A 23,303-nucleotide genomic window follows, 5' to 3' on the forward strand; every position below is an offset into this window, starting at 1 on the left:
ATGAAATAAGGGCACAATGCCACTATTGATCTGCCGGGTTGGAGATTACCCTTGTTTCGTCTTGATGCTGTACGCGTAACTCACTTCCTGCCTTCGCTGTTTCTCTTGCTGGCAGGCCTTGCGGCGGCTTACGTAAGAGACCTCAGTGTCTTTTTCACATCGCTGTTCAATGTCTTGCCCACCTTGGTCCTGCTATTGGGCGGTGCTTACTGTGCTGTTTACCGACGCCAGCGTGAGCTGTTTCTGATGGTCACGGTGTACATCGCCTACTTCCTGCTCGACACCCAGACCGACTTCTACCGCGACAACGGCCACGTGCGTGCGGACGCTGCGGTCATCTTCCACTTGGTGTGCCTGCTGCTGCCGGCCCTGTTCGGGCTGTATGGCGCCTGGCAGGAGCGCACCCACCTGCTGCAGGACCTGGTCGCCCGCTTCGCCGTGTTGTTCGCCGTTGCCAGCGTTGCGGTGGCACTGGAGCAAAGCTACCCCGACGCGCTGCTGGCCTGGCTGGCAGAGATTCGCTGGCCGGCCTTGCATGGCCAGTGGATGAGCCTGATCCAGATGGTCTACCCGCTGTTCCTCGGCGTGTTCATCCTGCTGGTGGTGCAGTACCTGCGTGCGCCCAGGCCGTTGCATGCGGCGCAGGTCATTGGCCTGATCGGCCTGTTCTGGATGCTGCCGCAGACGTTCATCCTGCCGTTTACCCTGAACATCATGTGCAGCCAGGTGATGTTGATGATTGCCGCGGCCGTGGCGCACGAGGCCTATCAGATGGCCTTCCGCGACGAGCTGACTGGCCTGCCGGGGCGCCGTGCTTTGAACGAGCGTATGCAGCGGCTGGGGCGCAACTATGTGATCGCCATGACCGACGTCGACCACTTCAAGAAATTCAACGATACCCACGGCCACGATGTCGGCGACCAGGTGTTGCGCCTGGTTGCCAGCCGGTTGTCCAAGGTCACCGGTGGCGGCCGCGCCTACCGTTATGGTGGCGAGGAATTTGCCCTGGTCTTTGCGGGCAAGACGGCTGAAGAATGCGTGCCGCATGTGGAAGCTGTGCGCGGGGTGATTGCTAACTATGCGATGCAGCTGCGCGACCAGAACAGCCGACCGCAGGATGATTCGACAGGGCGTCAGCGCCGTGCTGGCAGCGGCGCGGGTACGGTGTCGGTGACCATCAGTATCGGTGTGGCCGAGCGCCAGGCCGATCATCGCAACCCGGAGGCGGTGCTCAAGTCGGCCGACCAGGCGCTGTACAGCGCCAAAGAGGCCGGGCGCAATTGTGTCATGGTGCATGGGCAACAATCGCAACGTGGGGCGGTCCGCATGGCGTGACCAAACAAGACTATGCGGTCAGCTGATGACCCTATGTCTCGTAAAAGTTGTTCGGTTACACTGCCTGCAACCCAGTGTCGCGGTTCCCCGAGACCGCCCCGACCCTACTAGTGAGAGGTTGTCATGGCCGACTATAAAGCGCCCCTGCGCGACATGCGCTTCGTTTTGAATGAAGTCTTCAACGTGACCGAGCAATGGGCGCAGTTGCCCGCGCTGGCCGAAGTGGTGGATGCCGAGACCGCCCTCGCTGTGCTGGAAGAGGCCGGCAAGGTGACGGCCAGGACCATCGCCCCACTCAGCCGCGCCGCCGACGAAGAGGGCTGCCACTGGGACAACGGCGCGGTCAGCACGCCGGCCGGCTTCATCGAGGCCTACAACACCTACGCTGAAGGTGGCTGGGTGGGCGTTGGTGGCGATCCCTTGTTCGGCGGCATGGGCATGCCCAAGGTTATCTCGGCCCAGGTCGAGGAAATGGTCAACGCGTCGAGCCTGGCCTTCGGCCTGTACCCGATGCTGACTGCCGGTGCCTGCCTGTCGATCAATGCCCACGCCAGTGAAGCGCTCAAGCAACAGTACCTGCCCAACATGTACGCCGGCGTCTGGGCTGGCTCCATGTGCCTGACCGAGCCCCATGCCGGCACCGACCTGGGCATCATCCGCACCAAGGCCGAACCCCAGGCCGACGGCAGCTACAAGGTCAGTGGCACCAAGATCTTCATCACCGGTGGTGAGCACGACCTGACCGAGAACATCATCCACTTGGTGTTGGCCAAGCTGCCGGACGCGCCCGCCGGGCCGAAAGGCATTTCGTTGTTCCTGGTGCCCAAGTTCCTGGTCAACCCAGACGGCAGCCTGGGCGCGCGCAACCCGGCCACTTGCGGCTCGATCGAACACAAGATGGGTATTCAAGCCTCCGCCACTTGTGTGATGAACTTCGACGAAGCGGTCGGTTACCTGGTCGGTGAGCCCAACAAGGGCTTGGCGGCCATGTTCACCATGATGAACTACGAGCGCCTGGGTGTCGGCATTCAGGGCCTGGCATCGGCTGAACGTTCCTACCAAAATGCCGTGGAATACGCCCGTGACCGGCTGCAGAGCCGTGCCCCGACCGGCCCGCACGCCAAGGATAAGGTTGCCGACCCGATCATCGTCCACCCTGATGTGCGGCGCATGTTGCTGACCATGAAAGCCTTGATCGAAGGCGGGCGCGCCTTCTCGAGCTACGTGGCGCTGCAACTCGACAGTGCCAAATACAGCGAAGACGCCACCACACGCAAGCGCAGTGAAGAGCTGGTAGCCCTGTTGACGCCGGTGGCCAAGGCCTTCCTCACCGACCTGGGCCTGGAGTGCGCGGTGCACGGCCAGCAGGTGTTCGGTGGGCATGGCTACATTCGTGAGTGGGGCCAGGAGCAACTGGTGCGTGATGTGCGGATTACGCAGATCTACGAAGGCACCAACGGCATCCAGGCCCTCGACCTGATGGGGCGCAAGGTGGTTGCCAGTGGCGGCGCGTACTACAAGCTCTTCTCGGACGAGATCCGCCGCTTCATCGCCGGTGCTGACAGCGCGCTGGACGAGTTCGCCAAGCCGCTCGGCGCTTACCTCGACCAGCTGGACGGGCTGACCGAGTGGGTGCTGGAGCAGGCCAAGGGCAACCCCAATGAAATTGGCGCGGCCTCGGTAGAGTACCTGCATGCCTTTGGTTATGTGGCCTATGGCTACATGTGGGCGCTGATGGCGCGTGCGGCGCAGGCGGGTGAGGGGGATGAAGCGTTCTACTCGGGCAAGCTGGGTACGGCGCGGTTCTACTTTGCACGGTTGCTGCCACGGGTGGATTCGCTGGTGGCGTCGGTGAAGGCGGGGAGTGAGTCGCTGTACCTGCTGGACGCTGAGCAGTTTTGATAGCTTGTGGGGCCGCTTTGCGGCCCCCAGTATTGGCATGTCTGGGAATGAATCCCCTTTGTAAGCTTTTTCCTACACAACGTGGTGACTTTTCACCACTGTTCTCAGATTGGATCCACAGGTAATCTTTACCACATGGACGTTGCGCAGGAAGCGCAAAGGACAGATCAAGGAAGACGACGAAGGACCACCTGCCAGGATGGCGGGGCGATACGGATGTCACAGGGAAACAGTCTGGAAAACCCCGCTTCGGCGGGGTTTTCTTTGTGCACGTTTTTTTGTCAGCCCAGCACATCCAAAGGCGAGCCTCCCAGCTGGCGCGCGTCTGTCTCTTCTTCCAGTAAGGTACGCAGCAGCTCCACCGAGGCTTGCTGGCGCTGCGCATCGCGGAACACCAGCCCGACCTTGAGCGGCACCCGCGGCTCGCTCAATGGCTTCCACAGCAGCCCCTGGTCATCCTCGGCCGCGTCCTTGGCCCGCCCCGGCAAGATGGTAGCCAGCGCCGTATGGGCCAGGCTGTCGAGAATCCCCGCCATGTTGTTCATCTCTGCCTGCACCTGCGGCCGACGGCCCTGGCTGGCCAGTTGCGCCTGCCAGATCTGGCGAATCTGAAACTCTTCGCCCAACATCAGCATGGGCAGTTCAGCGGCCTGGCGGATCGACACCTTCTTGAAGTCCTTCAAGGGATGGGTGTCGGGGATGACCAACTGCAGTTCATCTTCGTACAGCAACAGGCCATGCAGCCCGGGTTGGCGCGGTGGCAGGTAACTGATGCCGATGTCCAGGCTGCCATTGAGCAGGCGCCGTTCGATTTCCAGCCCCGACAGCTCGTAGATTTGCACCACAAGGTGCGGCTGGGCCTTGCGCAAGCGTTCGAGCAACTGCGGCACCAGGCTGGGCCGCACGGTCTGCAGCACGCCGATGGCCAGGGTACGCAAAGACTGGCCCTTGAAGTTGCGCATGGCCTCATGGGCCCGTTGCAGGCCATCGAGCAGCGGCAGGGCATGGTTGTACAGCGTGTGGGCGGCCAAGGTCGGCAGCAGGCGCTTGTTGCTGCGCTCGAACAGGCTCAGGTCGAGGCTGTGCTCCAATTGGCGGATTTGCTGGGAAAGCGCGGGTTGGGACAAAGACAGGCGCTCGGCGGCACGGCCGACATGGCCTTCTTCGTACACCGCGACGAAATAACGCAGTTGGCGGAAATCCATAAGTAACACTTATCGAAAATGCTGGAAAAACGAAATGGTCGAAACCCGTCGTGGCGCCTAGTCTATCGCCGTATTCCAGTGGGTTACAGCGGTCATCGGGCCGGATTGTTACCCCGGATGAAAAACACTTTTGATAGGCAAGGCTGAATATCAAGTGCCGGCATCAAGACCGCACATTGGCCGCCCTTTACCGTGATTGGTTGGAGCCCTGATGAACCTGTTCAACCTGCGTCGCTCGGCTGCCGCCGCCGTCGCCGAGCCCGAGCGTGCGCCGGTGACCGTGGCGGATGCGCCGCAGTTGTCCCGTGAGCGCCTGATGCCGAGTACCGAACGTGCCCCGCAGGTTTTCGTGCGCGGCCAGGGCTCGTGGTTGTGGGACAGCGAAGGGCATGCCTTCTTGGACTTCACCCAGGGCGGCGCGGTGAACAGCCTCGGCCACAGCCCCAGCGTACTGGTCAAGGCGCTGGGCAATCAGGCCCAGGCGCTGATCAACCCGGGTTCGGGGTTTCACAGCCGCGGCCGGCTGGCGCTGGTCAACCGCCTGTGCCAGAGCACCGGCAGCGACCAGGCCTACCTGCTGAACAGCGGCGCCGAAGCGTGCGAAGGGTCGATCAAGCTGGCGCGCAAATGGGGCCAGCTGCACCGCAATGGCGCCTATCACATCATCACCGCCAGCCAGGCTTGCCACGGCCGCAGCCTGGGCGCGCTGTCAGCCTCTGACCCGCTGCCGTGCAATCGCTGCGAGCCTGGGCTGCCGGGCTTCAGCAAGGTGCCTTTCAATGATCTGGCGGCACTGCATGCGGAAGTGAACTCGCGCACCGTGGCGATCATGCTTGAGCCGATCCAGGGCGAGGCGGGCGTTATTCCCGCCACACAGGCGTACCTCAAAGGCGTCGAAACGCTGTGCCGCGAGCTGGGCATCCTGCTGATTCTGGATGAAGTCCAGACCGGTATCGGCCGGTGTGGTGCGCTGCTCGCCGAGCAGATTTACGGGGTACGTGCCGACATCATCACCCTGGGCAAGGGCTTGGGCGGTGGGGTACCGCTGGCCGCCTTGCTGGCACGCGGCACCGCTTGCTGCGCCGAACCGGGTGAGCTGGAAGGCAGCCACCATGGCAACGCGCTGATGAGCGCGGCAGGCCTGGCAGTGCTGGACACCGTGCTGGAGCCTGGTTTTTTCGAGCATGTGCAGGACAGCGGCCGCCACCTGCGCGAAGGCCTGAGCCGCCTGGCTGGCCGTTATGGCCAGGGCGAGGTGCGTGGCCTGGGGCTGCTGTGGGCCCTGCAACTGCACGAAGGCGTCGCCCAGAACCTGGTAACGGCCGCCCTGCATGAAGGCCTGCTGCTCAATGCACCGCAGGCGGATGTGGTGCGTTTCTCGCCGGCGCTGACCGTGAGCAAGGGCAACATCGACGAAATGCTCCTGCGCCTGGCCCGCGCCTTTGCCCGCCTGCATGCACAGCAGCAAGCCCGCCGCGAAATGCCGGCGTAACCGAATTCAACGAACCGTCTGGCGTTCCTGCGCATCGCCCCTGGCCTGTTTCATTTGGCCCGGGGCGTTTTTTTTGGGGTGCTTGTCGCTGGATCTTCTGCGCCTGGAAGATCGAGCGCCGCCCGCGCGGCGCTCGATTTGCGCACCACCTCAAAAACCAAGACAAGCACTTGGCAGCCTTCACCCTATCTTTACCTTTTTACCTGGCGCCCAACGTGGAACCTCTACGACGCGCGGCTAGTCTCTGTTGTAACCCTTCAGGAGAGACTTGCATGGACTTCATTCGCATCATCATCGCCATCTTGCTGCCGCCGCTTGGGGTGTTTCTGCAGGTGGGTTTTGCCGGGGCGTTCTGGCTGAATATTCTGCTGACGCTGTGTGGGTACATTCCGGGGATCGTGCACGCGGTGTATATCATCGCCAAGCGCTAAGAAACGCGGGGCCGCAGTGCGGCCCCCTTGGCTTTACTGGCCCAACACCCGGCAATAAAACGCCCATTCCTCTTCCAACGCATGCGCCAGGTTCTGTGCATTACGGAACCCGTGCCGTTCTCCCGCATAGAAGTGCCCCTCGGCTGCAATGCCATTTGCCTTCAGGGCGTCCAGCATCAGGCGCGTCTGCTCTGGCACCACCACCGCATCCAGCTCACCCTGGAAGAAAATCACTGGCACCTTGATCTGAGCTGCATGCAGCAGAGGCGTGCGTGCGCGATAACGTTCGGCGTCCTGCAGCGGGTCGCCGATCAACCAGTCCAGGTAATCCCCTTCGAACTTGTGCGTGGCGCGGCCCAGTGCGACAGGGTCACTGACGCCATACAGGCTGGCGCCGGCCCGGAACACATCATGGAAGGCCAAAGCACATAGCGTGGTGTAGCCGCCCGCGCTGCCGCCGCGAATGAAGGCGTTGCTCGGGTCGATCAGCCCCAGACTCGCTAGGTGCGCAACCGCCGCGCAGGCATCCTCGACATCGCTCTCGCCCCAGCGCAGGTGCAGCGCCTGGCGATAGGCCCGGCCATAACCCGTGCTGCCGCGGTAATTGAGGTCGGCGACGGCGAAGCCGCGCTGGGTCCAATACTGGATGCGTGGGTCGAGCGCTGGGTAGCACGCCGAGGTCGGCCCGCCATGGATAAACACCACCAAGGGCGCGGGCGCTTTGGCGTTCATGGCCGGGTAGAAGAAACCATGGGCGATACCGTTGCCGCTGGCGTAGCGCATGGCCTGCGGCTTGCTGATGCATTCGGCGGGCAGCACCTCGGCACCACCGGCCAGTACCCGCACCTCATGATTGCTCAGGTCGATGGCAATGACGGCGGGTGGGCTGACGGGCGAGGCGGCGATGGCATAGAGCTGCCCGGCATCCATCGCCAGGCTGCGAAAGCGGGTGTAGGCGCTGGCAAAACGCTCCACTTGCTGGTTCGCGGTTATCAGCCCTAACTGCGCAAAGCCATCCTCGAACCAACTGGCTACATAGCGTTGCGGCCCCAGGGCGAGCCAGGTGCTGGTACCCAGTTGCCAGGGCGCGCCGGCATGGTCGGCGGGTTCGGCAGGCAGGGCCTGCCAGTGCCCGGCGATCTCCCCCCAGGGCTGCCAGAAGCCATTGCGGTCCGACAGGCAATACAAGCGGCCTTGCGCATCGAAACGCGGTTGTTGCAGGGATTCGTCCAAGCCCGCCACGCAGCGCGCAGGCCCCCAGGCGCCGCTGCTATCACGCTCGCGCAGCAGCAAGCGCGTCTGTGTCCAAGGTTGCGCCGGGCGGTCCCATTCGACCCAGGCCAAGCGCTGCCCGTCGCTGCTCAAGGTGGGTGACGCGTAGAAGTCGGCACCTTCAGCCAGCACCTCGCGGGCGCCTTCGCGCAGGGCAACCAGGCGATGCTCCACGGTTGGCCCATGGTGCTCCTCGACTGCCAGCACCTGGCCGTCATGCCAGTGCACATCGCCGTAGCGGCAGTCGTCAGCCTGGGTCAGCGGGCGCGGCACTTCGCCGTCCAGCCCTTGGGTATACACCTGTTGATCCGTTTCGTTGACGAAGACCAGCCCGTCACCGCCGACGCAGAAACTGCCGCCGCCGTATTCGTACACCCGGCTGCGCACACTGAAGCCACCCGGTGTCAGGCACTGGGCTTGGTACTGGTGCCAGTGCCAGATTCGGCAGGCACCATCGGCCGGGCGAAATTCGTTCCAGAACAGCCCGGCTGGGCTGACCTTGAGCTCGGCGAAGTCGGTGCCTGCAGCAACGGCCTGGGCTGCGCTGAATTCAGCCGCGAGCGATGACACGGGAGTTTCGTTCATTGCGGAAGGTCATCTCTTCAATCGCGAGTTGGGCGGTTTCTGCCTCCTCGCGGGCCTTGAGGATGATGCCGTGGTCAGCCGATTTTGCGCACACCGGGTCGGCGTTACTGGCATCGCCGGTGAGCATGAAGGCCTGGCAACGGCAACCGCCGAAGTCCTTTTCCTTCTCATCGCACGAGCGGCAGGGCTCAGGCATCCATTGGTAACCGCGGAAACGGTTGAAGCCGAACGAGTCGTACCAGATATGCCGCAGGTCGTGGTCACGCACGTTGGGGAACTGCACCGGCAGTTGGCGGGCGCCGTGGCAGGGCAGGGCGGTGCCGTCCGGGGTGATGGTCAGGAACAGGCTGCCCCAGCCATTCATGCAGGCCTTGGGGCGCTCTTCGTAATAGTCCGGGGTGACGAAGATCAGCTTGCAGGGGTTGCCCTCGGCCTTGAGCTTGTCACGGTATTGGTTGGTGATGCGCTCGGCGCGCTCCAATTGCGCGCGGGTCGGCAGCAGGCCCAGGCGGTTGAGGTGCGCCCAGCCATAGAACTGGCAGGTGGCGAGCTCGACGAAGTCGGCTTCGAGGGCGATGCACAGCTCGATGATGCGGTCGATCTTGTCGATGTTGTGCCGATGGGTAACGAAGTTGAGCACCATCGGGTAGCCGTGGGCCTTCACGGCACGGGCCATCTCCAGCTTCTGCGCGAAGGCCTTTTTCGAGCCGGCCAGCAGGTTGTTCACCTGCTCGTCGCTGGCCTGGAAGCTGATCTGGATATGGTCCAGGCCGGCTTTTTTGAATTCGGCGATGCGGGCTTCGGTCAGGCCGATGCCGGAGGTGATCAGGTTGGTGTAGTAGCCCAGCCGACGGGCCTCACCGATCAGCTCGGCGAGGTCCTGGCGCACCAGCGGTTCGCCGCCGGAGAAACCAATCTGCGCGGCGCCCATTTCTCGCGCTTCGGCCATCACCTTGAACCACTGCGCGGTGCTCAGTTCCTGGCCTTGGGCGGCGAAGTCCAGCGGGTTGGAGCAGTACGGGCATTGCAGCGGGCAACGGTAGGTGAGCTCGGCCAGCAGCCACAGCGGCAAGCCGACCTCGGGCGTGGCCGGCAACTCAGGCGAGGACGATCCAGTGTTCGCCACGGGCCACCTCCATGAACTGCTCGATGTCGTCGGCAACTTCCGGCACATCGGGGAACTGCCGCGCAAGTTCGGCAATGATTGCCGCGACGTCGCGCTGGCCATCGATCAGGCCACCGATCAGCGCAGCGCTTTCGTTGAGCTTGATCATGCCCTCGGGGTACAGCAACACATGGCCTTTCTGTGCCGGCTCGTACTGGAAGCGGTAGCCAGGGCGCCAGTTGGGCACTTGCTTGCGATCGAAACTCATAGGGCGATCCCCTTGTGCCAGACCCGTTCCTGGGTGACCGAATGATAAGGCGGGCGGTTCAGCTCGTAGGCCATGCTCATGGCATCGAGCATGCTCCAAAGAATATCCAGCTTGAACTGCAGGATCTCCAGCATACGCTCCTGGCCCGCACGGGTGGTGTAGTGCTGCAAGGTGATTGCCAGGCCGTGCTCGACATCACGCCGCGCCTGGCCCAGGCGCGTGCGGAAGTATTCGTAACCGGCGGGGTCGATCCAGGGGTAGTGCTGTGGCCAGCTGTCCAGGCGCGACTGGTGGATCTGCGGGGCGAACAGCTCGGTCAGCGAGCTGCTGGCCGCCTCTTGCCAACTGGCGCGGCGGGCGAAGTTGACGTAGGCGTCGACGGCAAAGCGCACACCGGGCAGTACCAGCTCCTGGGAGCGCAGTTGATCAGGGTCCAGGCCCACGGCCTGGCCAAGGCGCAGCCAGGCCTCAATACCGCCGTCTTCGCCAGGCGCGCCGTCATGGTCGAGCAGGCGCTGGATCCACTCACGGCGTACTTCGCGGTCCGGGCAGTTGGCCAGGATCGCGGCATCCTTCATCGGGATGTTGACCTGGTAGTAGAAGCGGTTGGCTACCCAGCCCTGGATCTGCTCGCGGCTGGCGCGGCCCTGGTACATCGCCACGTGATACGGGTGATGAATATGGTAGTAGGCACCTTTGGCGCGCAGGGCCTGCTCGAATTCGGCAGGGGACATCGGCAACGGGTCGCTCATCAGGCCTCCTTAAAGCTCGATGCTCATGCCATCGAAGGCGACTTCAACGCCTCGACGTTGGACCTCGGCCCGTTCTGGCGAATCTTCATCGAGAATTGGGTTGGTGTTGTTGATGTGGATAAGTACCTTGCGCTGGCGCGGGAAACCATCGAGCACCTCGAGCATACCGCCGGGGCCGTTTTGCGCCAGGTGGCCCATCTCGCGCCCGGTGCGGGTGCCGACACCACGGCGCTGCATTTCATCGTCTTCCCACAGGGTGCCGTCGACCAGCAGGCAGTCGGCGCCGTGCATCATCGCCAGCAGCTTGTCGTCGACCTGGCCCAGGCCCGGGGCGTAGAACAGCTTGCCACCGGTGCGGGTGTCTTCGACCAGCAAGCCCAGGTTGTCACCCGGGTGCGGGTCGAAGCGGTGCGGCGAATAGGGCGGCGCGGCGCTGCGCAGGGGGAAGGGCGTGAACCTGAGGTTGGGGCAGGCGTCGATAACGAAGCTGCCTTCGAGCTCAATGCGGTTCCATTGCAGGCCGCCGTTCCAGTGGCTGAGCATGTTGAACAGCGGAAAGCCGGTGGTCAGGTCTTGGTGGACCATGTCTGTGCACCACACCGGGTGCGGGCAGCCTTCGCGCAGGCTGAGCAGGCCGGTGGTGTGGTCGATCTGGCTGTCGAGCAGGACGATGGCATTGATGCCGGTATCGCGCAGGGCGCGGGCCGGCTGCATCGGCGCGAAGGCCTGCAGTTGGGCGCGGATGTCGGGCGAGGCATTGCACAAGACCCAGTGCTCGCCATCGTCGGACAGCGCGATGGACGATTGCGTGCGCGCCGTGGCCCGCAGGCTGCCGTCGCGGTAGCCCTTGCAGTTGACGCAGTTGCAGTTCCACTGGGGGAAGCCGCCGCCGGCGGCAGAACCGAGAATCTGGATGTACATGGCCACTCTCTACCGGGAAACCGTATCCAAAAAACACAAACGCCCCGGCGGGCCGAGGCGTCGAACCGTAAGCAGGGCTTAGCGGTTGGCGAAGTACATGGTGACTTCGAAGCCGATACGCAGATCAGTGTATGCAGGTTTGGTCCACATGGGATGACTCCTTCCGAACGGGGTTGAGTTGGTCAGCTACTTATTGGGTACCGCCGTACGCCGGAGGTTCCCTTGACTGAGATTGCGCTATCTTACAAGAAAAATTTGTACCGAAAGGTTAATTCTTCGAAAAGCGCCCTTGCAGTTAACGTAACAATCCTCGTTTTTGCTAGTGCCAGGATGGGTCTGGCGCTGCGCTGTTGGCCAGGCAGAGCCAAGGGGCATGTGGGGCCAGAAGGCTGTCGAGCAGCGCATCAAGGTCCGCTTGCCGAGCCCTGAGGATAGACCACTGTAGGTCATTCAGCCTGTCGGGTCGTGTCGCCAGGTGTGTCTGCCACGCCCATTCGGCCACCTCGGCATTGGCCATGGCAGGCTCGGCGAACTGCTCGGCCAATGCCTGCTGCGCTGCGCTGTCGAGCACCACGCCTTTGCTTAGGACCGGTTGCAGGTGAGCGAGAATTTGAGCAGGGGTGGCATGGGGCGATTGCACGCCAAACAGCAGGCCAGCGCAGCCTTCAATCTGACGGAAGGCGCTGAACACCGCGTAGCCCAGTTGCAGCTCTACCCGTAGGCGTTGATACACCGGCCCCTGCAACAGCTGCGCGAGCAGGCGGCCGATGGCTTGCTGGTCAGCGGGCACTGGGCAGAACAGCAACACCGCGTTTTCGCTGCCGGCCAGTGCAGCGTCTACCCATCGACGGGCCTGCCACTGGGGCGGCGCAGTGGCAGTGGCGCCTTGCCCGGGGCAGTGGGTCAGCACGGTGCCGAGAGGGCCCGTGTCTTCAAAGCCCAGTGCCAGGCCATGCCAGCGGGCCTGTTCCCACGCCTGCGCCAGCTGCCTCGGTTCGAGCGAGCCCGCGGGTAGCGGTCCGGCCTTGTGGGTATGCATGGCATCAGGCAGTCGCTTGAGCAGGCCTCTGATCGGGATCAGGGCGGGCGCGGGCGGCGGCGGGGTCTGCCAATCGGCAGGTGAGGGCGCGTTCAGCAGCGCGAGGGCTTCGGTGACGGCGTTCATCACTGCCGACGGTTGGCCGGCGAACTGTAGCTGCCAATATTCGCCAGCTTCGCTGAACTGTAGGTGCAGCCCGGCGCGTTCGGCGCGCTCCTGCAAGGGGCGCAGCGCCTGGCAAAGGATTGGGAACACGCCATGGCGCAGGCTTGAGGGCAGGTGCCAGCGTAGATAAAGGGCGGCGTATTGGCGTGATGCCGGGAGCATGTCGCTGACGGCCAGTGCGTTGGGTAACGGCGCGGTCGCGGGGGGCGGTGAGGCGGTGAGCAGAGCGTCTGCGGCGGGTATCTGCCATTGGCCACGCTCGCCGCTGGGAAGGCTGGCAAGCAGTGTCTTCAGCGCACTCAGGCCTTGTTCGTCGAGTGCGGCGAAGGGCTGGCCTGAGCTGTCCCGTCGTGCCAGCTCCAGCGGGCTGGCGGCCCACTCACGGCTGCGCTGCAATTGACTGAACGCGGCGTTCAGCCGCTGCGGATCGGCCTGACGGATAAAACCGAACCAGCTGTGCAGCAATGCGATCGCCTCATCCTTGCAGGCATCAGCCCCGAGCTGCAGGTCGATGTGCCAAAGCAACTGCCCGGCGAACGCATACAGCGTTTCGGCTTTGAAGCCTTGCAGCCAACCGCGCTGGCGAAGCGCACTCAGCCATCCGCCTGGTCGGCTGTCGTCGAGCAGGTCGATCAGCAACCCCAGTGCGCGCTCGGCACCTTCTGGCAGGCTTTCGTGGGCGAACGTCAGTGGCTGCCCGGCCCTGCGCAGTGGCGGCGGCGATGCCTGCGTGGCACGGCTACCGGCCGGGAGCAGGCTGCCAAATTCCCGGCCCAGGCGTTCCAGTGCTTCCAGCGATTGTGGGCCGCACAGGCTCAGTGTGATCTGCCCACCTTGGTAGAAGCGTTGGTGAAACAGGCCAAGGGCGCGTTGAAACGCAGGATCTTGCAGGGCGAGGGTGTAACGATTGCCCGCCTGAAAACTGCTCAGCGGATGCTGGGGCGAAACCGACTGCAGCAGGGCGAATTGCTGCTGAGCCTGCGGGTTACGCGACCAGGCGATGAACTCGGCATGAATGACCTCACGCTCCCGGCGCTGGCGCTCGATGCCAAGGTCGGGTTCGGCCAGCATCTGGCACAGGCGCTCCAGCCCGCCGGCCAAAGCCGCGGGGGGGACTTCGAAGAAAAAGTCGGTGGTGCGCTCACGGGTGCTGGCGTTGACCTGGCCACCGAGGGCCTGCACATACCGCATCAGGCCGTCTTCCAACGGGAAGCGCGCTGTGCCCAGGAAGAACAGGTGTTCGAGAAAGTGCGCCATACCCGGCCATTTTGCCGGGGCATCGTGGCTGCCTGCCTGCACCCGCAACGCGGCCGCCGCACGCTTGAGGCGCGGGGCATGGCGCAGGGTCAGCTGCAAGCCGTTGGCGAGGGTGAGGTGCTGCGTGGCGTCAGGCATGAGGGCTCCAGGTACGCGTTCATGCTAACGCATTTGTGCTGCCTGGCCTGGCCCAATCGCCGGCAAGCCGGCGCCTACTGGGCCAACTTCAAAAAAATCCTCAAAGACAGTTGCTCTCACAGGTGCGGCGCTAGCCTTTGAGGCTACACAGTTCGGGTGGGAGCCGGCTTGCCGGCGATTGGGCCGCAACGCGGCCCCTGTCAGCCCTCGCGCACATGCAGCTCCTGGCGCAAATCGGTCAGGTAAGGAAACGCCTTGCGCCCTTCTACCACCTGCTCACGCGCAAGCTCGGCCAGCAACTGGCATTCGTCCCGCCCGGCCATGGCCAGCAGGCTGCCATCCGGTCCGATGATGCTGCTCTGCCCGCAATACTGGATGTCGCCCTCGGCCCCACAATAGTTGGCATACACCAGGTAACACTGGTTCTCCTGCGCCCGCGCTCGCACCGTCACCTGGCAGATGAAATCGTAAGGCGCCATGTTCGCCGTCGGTACCAGGATCAGTTCGGCGCCGTCCAGCGCCAGGCGCCGGGCGTTCTCCGGAAACTCGATGTCGTAGCAGATCAGCATGCCGACCTTCCAGCCTTCCAGTTCCACAACCGGGAAATGGTCGGGGCCTGCGCTGAACATCGAGCGGTCCAGCTCACCGAACAGGTGCGTCTTACGGTAGTTGCACAGGCTGCGACCGTGGGCATCGATCAACTGCACGCTGTTGTAGAACGCGCCATCATCGCCGCGCTCCGGGTAGCCATAGACGATGGCGATGCGATGCGCCTGGGCGATCTCCACCACGTCCATGGCCGCGGGGCCATCACTGGCCTCGGCCAGGCGCTCGACCTGGGCCAGGCCAATGTTGTAGCCGGTCAGGAACATCTCCGGGCACACCAGCAGCTGGGCGCCGCGTTCAGCCGCCCGTTGCGCCTGGTGCTGCAGCCGTTGCAGATTGCCGGGCACGTCCAGTGGGTTGGGCGCGCCCTGGAACAGAGCGATACGCATGGCGCCTCCTTGTCTCAGTCGGCCAGGGCGATCGGGCCGATTTCATCGAACACATCGCCTGGGCCTGGGTTGTCCGGGTGGGTCTGGCCACCGAAGTGATTCATGATACCCCACACGGCATTGAGCGACGTCTGCACCGCGCCTTCCACCCACGCCGGCGTCCACGACACGTCGTCGCCGGCGATGAACATGCCGCGCTGTTCGGCGGGCATGTCCTGCTGCATGAAGTGCGCGTACATGCGCTGGTTGTAGCGGTAATGGCCCGGCAGCGCGCCCTTGAAGGCACCGAGAAAGTGCGGGTCGGCCTCCCACGAGATGGTGATCGGGTCGCCGATGATGTGCCCGGCGATATCGGTCTTCGGGTAGATTTTCTTCAGTGCGTCGAGGGCCAGCTGCACGCGTTTTTCCACCGGGTGCGGGAGCATCTTCAGGGCATCGCTCATCCACGCGTAGGACAGGCAGATCACCCCCGGCTTGTCGTCACCGTTGTCGAACAGGTAGGTCCCGCGGGTGAGGCGGTCGGTGAGCGTCATGCTCATCAGGTCACGGCCGGTTTGCGGGTCTTTGTCCTTCCAGAACGGGCGGTCGACCATCACGAAGGTTTTCGACGATTGCATGTAGCGGGTACGGTCCAGGGCCATCCACATCTTCTGCGAGAACAGCGACTCTTCGCAGTCGATCTGCGTGGTCAGCAGCCAGGTCTGGCACGTTGCAAGCACGGCGGCGTAATGGCGGGTATCGCCCCAGTTGTCGGTCACCGCCAACTGGCCATCGGCGGCGCGGGCAATACGTTTGACCCCGGTGCGCGGCGCACCGCCGTGCAGCGAGCTGAGGCTGGTGCCTTGCGGCCAATGGGCGCAGCGCTCCGGCACATGGCGCCAGATGCCTTGCGGCACCTGCTCGACGCCGCCCACGACCAAGTGTTGATGGTCGTCGCAATTGGTCATCACCACGCGGAAGATTTCCAGCATCGAGTTGGGGAAATCCGAGTCCCAGCCTCCGGTGCCGAAGCCGACCTGGCCGAACACCTCTCGGTGCTGGAAGCTCAGCTTGGCGAACGAGCGCGAGGTGGCGACGAAGTCGTAGAACGTGCGGTCGTCCCACAGGGGCACCAGCGTGTTCCACAGCGCTTTCAGGCGCGGTACATCACGGTCCCGGATCGCCTGCTGGATATCGGCAAATTGAGCGCCGCTTTCCAGGGCGTCGGCCCAGGCGTCGGCCACCTCGTGGAAAAGGTCGGGCAGGTCCGCGGCCTTTTCGGCGTAGTAGGTCTGGCCTTCCAGGTCGATCACCGTGCTGCCCGAGGCGGGGGTCAGCGGGTTGGGGAATGGCTTGGTCTCCAGGCCCAACTTGTCCACATAGTGGTAGAAGGCCGTCGAAGAGACCGGAAAGCGCATGCCACCCAACTCGGCGATGATCCCGTCGGTGCCGTTGAAGGCTTGCGAACGCAGCCGGCCACCCAGTTTCGACGCTTCATAGACGACAGGCTTGAGGCCCAGCTTCATCAACTCGTAAGCCGCTACCAGGCCAGCGATCCCGGCCCCGACAATCGCCACTTCCTCACCCTGGCGCTCGGCCGGGATGCTGCCCAGGCCGGCCGGGTGTTCCAGCCAGTCATCGAAGGCGAAGGGGAAGTCAGGGCCGAAGATGGTGATGGGCTTTTTGCCGTCGGCGGGGTGGCGGTTCTTGTTGTTCATGAAGTGACCTTGCCAGAGGGGCTGCGCAGAGAGCGGAGCCTGAGTATAGGAGATGCCTGGGGGTCATTTTAGGGCGTGGGGGGTTCGTAATTAAGATGCAGAGTGTTGGCTGAATGTAATTAGATTCGTCGTATTCGAGCTGCTTTAAGTCATTTCGACGAATTAGGTCAACGAAGCCAGATGATCCACGGTCTCCGGAAACCTCTGTACCAGGCGAATCAATGTGACTGCCTGTGCATTCGGCTTGGAACGGCCTTGTTCCCAACTCTCAAGCGTTCGGGCATTGGTCCTGAGGTAGTTCGCAAAAACTGCCCTCGACATGTTCAGCCGCTGCCGCAGCTCTAGTAATTCGTTAGGGGCAAGCGGGGGGAGCTGGGAGAAGCTGACCTTGTGCGAGCGCAGTGTCTTTTTGCCTTGGCGTTCCTCGGCTAACGCGTGCAGGCCTTCGGTGAGCTCAGTGAAGAGGTTGCGGGGCATGGTTTGTCCTCGACAGGCACTCGCGTTCGAGCAGAGTTTTTAGCGCCTTACGCTGAAGATCAGTCAGATCATCCTGAATGTCTTTTCCGTAAATGGTGAATAGCCAGAACTGTGCGCCAGAGAGCCAATAGTAGTAAATGATCCGGGTGCCGCTTCGCTTGCCTTTGTGGCGCTGCGTATCAGAAAACCGGAGTTTCCTGAGGCCGCCTGTTCCTTTGATGACATCACCTGCAAGTGGATGCCTCAACAGAAATTGCTGCAAGGCGTGAAAATCCTTGTCGCTCAGGTAGTCGGTTCGATGACGTTCGAACGGCGGTAGCTCAACAAAAATGGCATCCATTTTGTGTACGTTATCTGCGTATAGTTTGGGGTGGGCGAGCAGGCCCGTCAATAGGGCCGCCTTTCAGGCTATACACATTGGCGCCGTGCTGGGATGCCAGTGAATTGCAGCATGTGACACGGTTTAGAGATTCCTGAGTTGCTGCGCCTCAACGGCATACTCGAAGGCCAAGGTATGATCGACGGCCTCTCTTTCAAAGCAATTGCCCCCGGTCCACCTTGCTGCTCAAAATGATCGACGTGGTGGTCTTCTCGACCCCGTCGACACTGCCGATCTGGTCAAGCAACTGGTCCAGTTGCTCCGGCGAGTCGGTCCGCAGCCAAGCCACATAATCGAACTCGCCACTCACCGCGCACAGTTGCTGCACCTGCCCCATGGCACTTAGACGCCGCACCACCTCCTTGCCGGAACGGGGCTGCACCTTGATCCCGACATACGCCTGCAAGCCACCGCCCATCACGTGTTGGCCCAGGCGCACACCATAGCCTGAGATCACCTTGTTCTTCTCCAGCCGCTCCAGGCGTGAGTTGACCGTGGTGCGCGCGATACCCAGCAGGCGGGCGAGGGTGGCAACGCTTTCGCGGGCATTGATTTGCAGCAGGGCGATCAGCTGGCGGTCGATTTCATCCAGCGTAATGGGGCGGGCATCCGACATGGCAAGTCTCTACGGTGGGCCCGCTAGCCTAGCCAGCCAATGGCAACCAGGGCAAGGCTGCGTCACTGGCTTTCTTTCGGCATCATGGCAGGCCGACCGTACTGGACCCGCGCCGTGAACTTCGCAAATCTGCTCGAATGCTGGCGACTGGAAGTCTCCAACAAGAAAAAGCCCGGCCGCTGCATCAGCCTGCTGTTCAACGTGCTGCGCCGCGTCCGCAAGGACAACAAGCTGCGCTTTCTCTTTGCCTTCCGCCTGGCCCAGTACCTCGACGCACGAGGCGGCCTGGCCCAGCGTCATGCCGCGCGCATGCAGCAACGGCTCAATCTGAAGTACGCCGTGGACATCGACATCGGCGCCCAGATCGCCCCCGGGCTGCGCATCGCCCACCTGCCTGGCGTGGTGATTACCCGCCACGTGAGCATCGGGCGTAACTTTTTCATCCGGCAGAATTGCTCGATCGGCATCAAGACCCTAGGGCTGGAGGCGTATGCGTTGCGCATTGGCGATAACGTCAGCGTGGGCGCCAACAGCTGCATCGTGGCGGACCGGATCAGCATTGGCGACGACGTGGTGATTGGTGCCATGTCGCTGGTGATGCGGGACATTCCGGCGGGGACCACGTTTTACAATGCGCGGCAGGTAGAGATGCAGCCTCGGGTGATCACAAAATCTAACGGTTAACTGTTGTCATGATCGCCATTGCTGAGCGGACAATGAGGTTTTTGAGGCAGCGACATCCAAGGGGTATTGCTGCCGCTCGGATGGATTGAATCCATGACCAACAAACACTTCCGGCTGACAGAGCTCGCTGTCACTGCCCCCAACGAGTTACTGCTGACCTTCGCCGATGGAAAGCAATATCCAGTGAGGCTGGACGCTATCATCGCGAAACACCCAACGTTGCGACGGCTATCTGACCCCGAGGTTTTTGCGACCGCTGCAATTGGCGAGTGGAGCGATACCGTCATCTGGGCCGATGACGACGAATTGGAGCTTGCTGCCGACAACCTCCGCGCCAGAGCAGTGGAGCAAAGCGGTGAGTGTTCGCATGAGCTGGTTTGGAATTGGATGACCAAAAACGGGCTTACGTTGGACCGTGCCGCGCAGGAATTGGGCCTTAGCAGGCGTATGCTGGCTTACTATCGCAGTGGCGAAAAACCTGTACCGAGGACGGTCGCTTTAGCGATGAAGGGCTGGGATGCGCTTTGTACTAGGCAAGAGGAAGCTCTAGAGGCTTCTAGGCGCCGGAAGGTGTCACTCAACAAGGGCGCCAACGGGTTTGCGAATGCAGGCCAGGCATCCAAGAAACGGGCCTAAGCGGCATGTCCTTAATCAGGACGGGACAACAGGTACAGAAAAGCCGCGCGATTGCGCGGCTTTGTCGTATTTGGTGGGCCCACACGGACTCGAACCGTGGACCAAAGGATTATGAGTCCTCTGCTCTAACCAACTGAGCTATAGGCCCTCAGTAAGTGGCCGGATTATAACGAGGGTTTTGAAAGGGTGCCATCCGAAAGATCGGATAGTGCTATACGAAGAAACGTCGCGGCGAACTCCTCCGGGGGTAAGGGCAGGCTGACGATGTAGCCTTGGATCTGTTCACAGCCCTCGGCTGCCAGGAAGCGCTGCTGGGCCTGGTTCTCCACACCTTCGGCAATGATCGTGAACTGCATGCTGCGGCCCAGGGCGATGATCGCCCTGGCGATGGCGGCGTCGTGGGGGTCGTCAGGCAGGCCGCGGATGAACGACTTGTCGATCTTGAGGATGTCCAACGGCAGGCGTTTAAGGTAGCTGAGGGACGAATAACCCGTGCCGAAGTCGTCGATGGCCAGCTGCACGCCCAGTTTTTTCAACTGGTGCAGCACGGCCAGGGCTTCTTCTGCCTGGCTCATGATGAAGTTCTCGGTGATCTCCAACTGCAGGTCGCCGGCCTTGAGCTGGTAGGTCTTGAGCAGCTGTTCGATGCGCCGTGCCAGGTGGGGGTGGCGCAGTTGGGCGCCGGCCAGGTTGATCGACAGTGGGCCAAAGTCTTCGTAGTGCATCTTCCAGATGTGCATCTGCTGGCACGCCTTTTCAAGCACCCAGTCACCGAGCTGCAGAATGGTGCCGTTCTCTTCCGCCAGGTGAATGAAGTGCTCTGGCGGCACTTCGCCAAAGGTCGGGTGGCTCCAGCGGATCAGCGCTTCGGCGCCGACCAGGCTCTGGGTCTTGAGGCTGAGCTTGGGCTGGAAGCACAGGCTCATTTCGTTGCGTTCGACGGCGCGGCGCAGCTCATGTTCGAGGGCGATGCGCTCGCTGGCCTGGGCGGTGAGGTCGCGGGTGTAGGCTTCTACGCGGTTGCGGCCTTTGGCTTTGGAGCGGTACATGGCGGCGTCGGCATTGCGGATCAGTGTGGAGACGTCGCTGCCGTCCTGTGGATAAAGGCTGATACCGATGCTGGCGCTGGTGAAAAACTCGTGCTCGCCGGCCTGGAAGGGCGCGCTGAAGCAAGCCAGCAGTTTGCCGGCGATGCTGTTGGCGTCGCTGGGCCTGTGCAGGCCGGGCAACAGGATGATGAACTCGTCACCGCCCAGGCGCGCCACGGTGTCGACGTCGCGCACCTGTTCTTTAAGGCGCTGGGCGATGCCTTTGAGCAACAGGTCGCCGACCGGGTGGCCCAGGCTGTCGTTGATGTGCTTGAAGCGGTCGAGGTCGAGGAACAACACCGCGCCCTGGCGGTTCGAGACTTGGGCGCAGGTGAGCACGGCCTGCAGGCGGTTCTCGAACAGGGCACGGTTGGGCAGGCCGGTGAGCGGGTCGTGGTGAGCCTGGTAATCCAGCTTCGCCTGGGCGTGCTTGAGGCTGGAAATGTCGGCGAACACGGCGACGAAATGGGTAATCTCGTATTCGCTGTTGCGCACCGCGCTGATGGTCAGCCAACTGGGGTACAGCTCGCCATTCTTGCGTTTGTTGTAGATCTCGCCCTGCCAGTGCCCCTCGTCGGTCAGCTGATGCCACATGGCGGCATAGAAGGCGCTGTCGTGCTGGCCGGAGGCAAGCAGGCGCGGGGTTTGGCCGAGCGCCTCGATCTCGCCGTAGCCGGTAATTTCGCTGAAGGCGCGGTTGACCGCGCTGATGCGCTGGTCGATGTCGGTGATCAGAACGCCCTCGGCGGTGTTTTCGAACACGGTGGCGGCCAGCTGCAGTTTTTCCTGCATGAGGTGGCGCTCGGTGATGTCGCGGGCAATGGTCAGCATGCAGTCGACACCGCCAATCGGCAGGGGCCGGGCGGACAGTTCGCACAGGCGGATCTGCCCATCGCTGCGGCGGATGTGGCAGCTGAAGTCACGTACGAAGCCATCACGCTTGAGCTGGTCGACCAGCCGCTTGCGCTCGTTGAGGTCTACCCAGATGCCCAGGTCAAGGGAGGTCTGGTCGATGGTCGGGTTCAGGTCGTAGCCGGTGAGGCGGCAGAAGCCTTCGTTGACCTCAATCAGCAGCCCGTCGCTCTGGCGCGACAGCAGCAGGCCGTCGGGCGATGCGTGGAATGCCTTGGCGAACTTCTCTTCCGAGGTTTGCAGTTGCTCCTGGGTTTCTTTGAGCTGGCTGATGTCGCGCACGGCCACGACCAGCGCCGGCGTGCCATCGAGCTCGAATGTTTCTGCCGAGGTCAGGCCTGTGAACAACTGGCCATTGCTGCGGCGGAAGCTCATTTCCAGGTTGCGGATGCCGCCTTGGTGCAGGCGTTCGAGCAGCCGCGGCCCGGTGCCGGCGACGGCCCACAGGTTCAGCTCGGTGGCGGTGCGGCCGATCACTTGACCTGGGGTGAGGCCGATCTGTTCTTCGAAGGCTTCGTTGACCTCCAGCAGGCAGCCGTCGCTATGGCGGGCGATCAGCAGGATGTCCGGGCACTGCTGGAACACCGAGGCGAACTTCTGCTCCGACAGGCGCAGGGCGTCTTCGGTGCGTTTGGTCTCGCTGATGTCGATCATCAGCCCGCGCATCACCGGCCGGTGGCCATGCTCGATCATGCTGACGATGTTGCGAATCCACAGGGGCTGGCCGTCGGCGCGGATGACCCGGTAGTCGAGGCTGTGATCGCGGCCGGCTGCGGTTTCACTGTCGCAATAAGCCTGGGCCCAGAGCGCGTCCTCCGGGTGCAGGATGCTGCGCCAGAAGCCGGGCTTGAGCCAGTCATGCAACGGGTAGCCAAGCAGGTCTTCGGCATGGGGCGAGACATAGTTGTAGGTGAAATCGTTGGCGTCGGCTTCCCAGGCGATGGCCGACAGGCTCTCGACCAGGCCGCGGTAGTGATACTCGCTGCTGCGCAGCTCTTGTTCGAGGGCGATGCGCCGGGAAATTTCCGAGCTGAGCCTGCGGTTGATGCGGATCACCACGGCAAGAACCGCCACCAGCAACAGCACCGCAGGCAGGCCATACACCAGCATGTCGGACCAGAACAGGCGCTGGTCCACCACGTTACCGACCCAGCGCTGTTGAATACGGTTGATCTCGGCGCTGCTCATGTCGGCCATGACTTTGTCGAGAATGCCCACCAGGACTTTGTTGTCCCGTGGTGCGGCCATGGCCAGTTGGTAGCGGTAGGGCGTTTCGCCACTGACATAGAGGCCGTCGAGCTTGAGCTGGCGAAGGCTCCAAATACTCGAAGCGAGGTCGCCGACCACGGCGTCGACTTCGTCTGTGGCCAGTGCCTGCAGGGCCGAGCTGACATTGGGCATGGCCACCAGGTTGAGGTCGGGGTGGTGGGTGCGCAGCAGTTCGTGCGGGGCGTAGTTTTCGACCACGGCGATCTTCAGGCCGTACAGGTCCTTCAATGAGCGGGGTTGCGCCCCGCCTTTGTGGGCCAGGATGACAATCGGGAAGTCGAGGTAGGGGCGCGTAAAGGCCAGGTAACCCTGGCGCTCGGGAGTCGACATGATGCCGGGTAGCAGGTCGAGCTGGTTATTGCGCGCCTGCGCCAATACCTCGGTCCAGCTCTTGGGCTCGACCGGTTTTAGCGTCACGCCCAGGCGTTCCTGGATCGTGTCGATGTAGTCGGCGGCCAATCCCTGGTACCGGCCCTCCTGGTCGCGAAACTCGAACGGTGGCCAAGAGGCGTCTACGCCCAGGCTTAACTGCGGGTGGGCAGCCAGCCAGGCTTTTTCCTCGTCTGTCAGGGTCAGGGCGCCGGCCGTTGTGGTCCACAGGATAAGGAGCAGCAACAGAATGGCCGGCATTAGGGGCATAGCGGCCTCGCTATCAGAGTGTCTGACGTCGAGTGTAGACGGGC

The 23,303-nt window shown here is 62.8% G+C and carries 20 protein-coding genes and 1 tRNA gene; 6 read left to right on the forward strand and 15 right to left on the reverse strand.

The annotated features are described in order from the left end of the window. The first annotated feature begins 51 nt into the window (after positions 1-51). Both D886_RS0113045 and D886_RS0113050 read left to right on the forward strand, forming a co-directional pair. A complete protein-coding gene (locus D886_RS0113045) occupies positions 52-1,335 on the forward strand; it encodes a diguanylate cyclase (RefSeq protein WP_027594355.1) in 1,284 nt (427 codons plus the stop codon). A 123-nt stretch (positions 1,336-1,458) separates the two neighbouring features. Further along, positions 1,459-3,237, forward strand: a complete 1,779-nt coding sequence (locus D886_RS0113050; protein ID WP_027594356.1) for an acyl-CoA dehydrogenase C-terminal domain-containing protein — start codon at positions 1,459-1,461, stop codon at positions 3,235-3,237. A 281-nt stretch (positions 3,238-3,518) separates the two neighbouring features. Here D886_RS0113050 and D886_RS0113055 read toward each other — a convergent pair whose 3' ends face one another. After that, on the reverse strand, positions 3,519-4,442 hold the full coding sequence (locus tag D886_RS0113055; protein ID WP_027594357.1) for a LysR family transcriptional regulator: 924 nt from the start codon (positions 4,440-4,442) through the stop codon (positions 3,519-3,521). Positions 4,443-4,653: 211 nt separating this feature from the next. Between D886_RS0113055 and D886_RS0113060 the strand changes: the two genes are divergently transcribed. Together D886_RS0113060 and D886_RS27820 are read left to right on the forward strand one after the other, a co-directional pair. Further along, complete coding sequence (locus D886_RS0113060) at positions 4,654-5,934, forward strand: aspartate aminotransferase family protein (protein WP_027594358.1); 1,281 nt, start codon at positions 4,654-4,656, stop codon at positions 5,932-5,934. Between the two features lie 272 nt (positions 5,935-6,206). Beyond that, the gene (locus D886_RS27820; protein ID WP_007904205.1) at positions 6,207-6,365 is read left to right on the forward strand and encodes a YqaE/Pmp3 family membrane protein; all 159 of its coding nucleotides are present in this window, start codon (positions 6,207-6,209) and stop codon (positions 6,363-6,365) included. A gap of 33 nt (positions 6,366-6,398) precedes the next feature. On the opposite strand, the gene D886_RS0113070 is transcribed toward D886_RS27820, so the two are convergent. The 12 genes from D886_RS0113070 to D886_RS0113120 all read right to left on the reverse strand — a co-directional run bounded on the left by D886_RS0113070 (position 6,399) and on the right by D886_RS0113120 (position 18,031). Next, positions 6,399-8,222, reverse strand: coding sequence for a S9 family peptidase (locus D886_RS0113070; RefSeq protein ID WP_033694192.1), 1,824 nt, complete (start codon positions 8,220-8,222; stop codon positions 6,399-6,401). Next, positions 8,188-9,348 carry a pyrroloquinoline quinone biosynthesis protein PqqE gene (pqqE, locus tag D886_RS0113075; RefSeq protein ID WP_027594360.1) on the reverse strand — a complete coding sequence of 387 codons (1,161 nt, stop codon included), beginning with the start codon at positions 9,346-9,348 and terminating at the stop codon, positions 8,188-8,190. The genes D886_RS0113070 and pqqE overlap by 35 nt, the downstream gene beginning before the upstream one ends. Next, a complete protein-coding gene (pqqD, locus tag D886_RS0113080; RefSeq protein WP_027594361.1) occupies positions 9,320-9,595 on the reverse strand; it encodes a pyrroloquinoline quinone biosynthesis peptide chaperone PqqD in 276 nt (91 codons plus the stop codon). Before pqqD ends, pqqE begins: the two co-directional genes overlap by 29 nt. Next, the gene (gene pqqC, locus D886_RS0113085; protein ID WP_027594362.1) at positions 9,592-10,347 is read right to left on the reverse strand and encodes a pyrroloquinoline-quinone synthase PqqC; all 756 of its coding nucleotides are present in this window, start codon (positions 10,345-10,347) and stop codon (positions 9,592-9,594) included. Before pqqC ends, pqqD begins: the two co-directional genes overlap by 4 nt. A 9-nt stretch (positions 10,348-10,356) precedes the next feature. Next, a complete protein-coding gene (pqqB, locus tag D886_RS0113090) occupies positions 10,357-11,268 on the reverse strand; it encodes a pyrroloquinoline quinone biosynthesis protein PqqB (protein ID WP_027594363.1) in 912 nt (303 codons plus the stop codon). 78 nt (positions 11,269-11,346) lie between these two features. Then, the gene (gene pqqA, locus D886_RS27825) at positions 11,347-11,418 is read right to left on the reverse strand and encodes a pyrroloquinoline quinone precursor peptide PqqA (RefSeq protein ID WP_003243383.1); all 72 of its coding nucleotides are present in this window, start codon (positions 11,416-11,418) and stop codon (positions 11,347-11,349) included. A 169-nt stretch (positions 11,419-11,587) separates the two neighbouring features. After that, a complete protein-coding gene (gene pqqF, locus D886_RS0113095; protein WP_027594364.1) occupies positions 11,588-13,867 on the reverse strand; it encodes a pyrroloquinoline quinone biosynthesis protein PqqF in 2,280 nt (759 codons plus the stop codon). Positions 13,868-14,067: 200 nt separating this feature from the next. Next, positions 14,068-14,862, reverse strand: coding sequence for a carbon-nitrogen hydrolase family protein (locus tag D886_RS0113100; RefSeq protein ID WP_027594365.1), 795 nt, complete (start codon positions 14,860-14,862; stop codon positions 14,068-14,070). Positions 14,863-14,876: 14 nt separating this feature from the next. Next, positions 14,877-16,559 carry an NAD(P)/FAD-dependent oxidoreductase gene (locus D886_RS0113105; protein ID WP_027594366.1) on the reverse strand — a complete coding sequence of 561 codons (1,683 nt, stop codon included), beginning with the start codon at positions 16,557-16,559 and terminating at the stop codon, positions 14,877-14,879. A gap of 162 nt (positions 16,560-16,721) precedes the next feature. After that, entirely contained in the window at positions 16,722-17,036 is a 315-nt protein-coding gene (locus D886_RS0113110) for a DNA-binding transcriptional regulator (protein WP_027594367.1), read from the reverse strand. Beyond that, positions 17,014-17,376: a hypothetical protein gene (locus D886_RS0113115; protein ID WP_027594368.1), complete on the reverse strand. Its 363-nt coding sequence runs from the start codon at positions 17,374-17,376 to the stop codon at positions 17,014-17,016. The genes D886_RS0113110 and D886_RS0113115 overlap by 23 nt, the downstream gene beginning before the upstream one ends. Positions 17,377-17,569: 193 nt before the next feature. Beyond that, positions 17,570-18,031, reverse strand: coding sequence for an Lrp/AsnC family transcriptional regulator (locus D886_RS0113120; RefSeq protein ID WP_027594369.1), 462 nt, complete (start codon positions 18,029-18,031; stop codon positions 17,570-17,572). A 114-nt stretch (positions 18,032-18,145) separates the two neighbouring features. On the opposite strand from D886_RS0113120, the gene D886_RS0113125 reads away from it, so the two are divergent. Both D886_RS0113125 and D886_RS0113130 read left to right on the forward strand, forming a co-directional pair. Then, positions 18,146-18,715 (forward strand): serine acetyltransferase, encoded by a 570-nt coding sequence (locus tag D886_RS0113125; protein ID WP_027594370.1) that lies wholly within the window; start codon positions 18,146-18,148, stop codon positions 18,713-18,715. Between the two features lie 93 nt (positions 18,716-18,808). Continuing rightward, entirely contained in the window at positions 18,809-19,351 is a 543-nt protein-coding gene (locus D886_RS0113130; RefSeq protein ID WP_027594371.1) for a DUF2442 domain-containing protein, read from the forward strand. A 71-nt stretch (positions 19,352-19,422) separates the two neighbouring features. Here the strand turns inward: D886_RS0113130 and D886_RS0113135 are convergent. After that, positions 19,423-19,499, reverse strand: a tRNA-Ile gene (locus tag D886_RS0113135). Between the two features lie 16 nt (positions 19,500-19,515). Continuing rightward, positions 19,516-23,259 carry a bifunctional diguanylate cyclase/phosphodiesterase gene (locus D886_RS0113140; protein ID WP_027594372.1) on the reverse strand — a complete coding sequence of 1,248 codons (3,744 nt, stop codon included), beginning with the start codon at positions 23,257-23,259 and terminating at the stop codon, positions 19,516-19,518. Positions 23,260-23,303 lie beyond the last annotated feature (44 nt).

The organism is Pseudomonas sp. LAIL14HWK12:I7 (genome assembly GCF_000483465.1).
In the GTDB taxonomy this organism is placed as follows: domain Bacteria; phylum Pseudomonadota; class Gammaproteobacteria; order Pseudomonadales; family Pseudomonadaceae; genus Aquipseudomonas; species Aquipseudomonas kermanshahensis.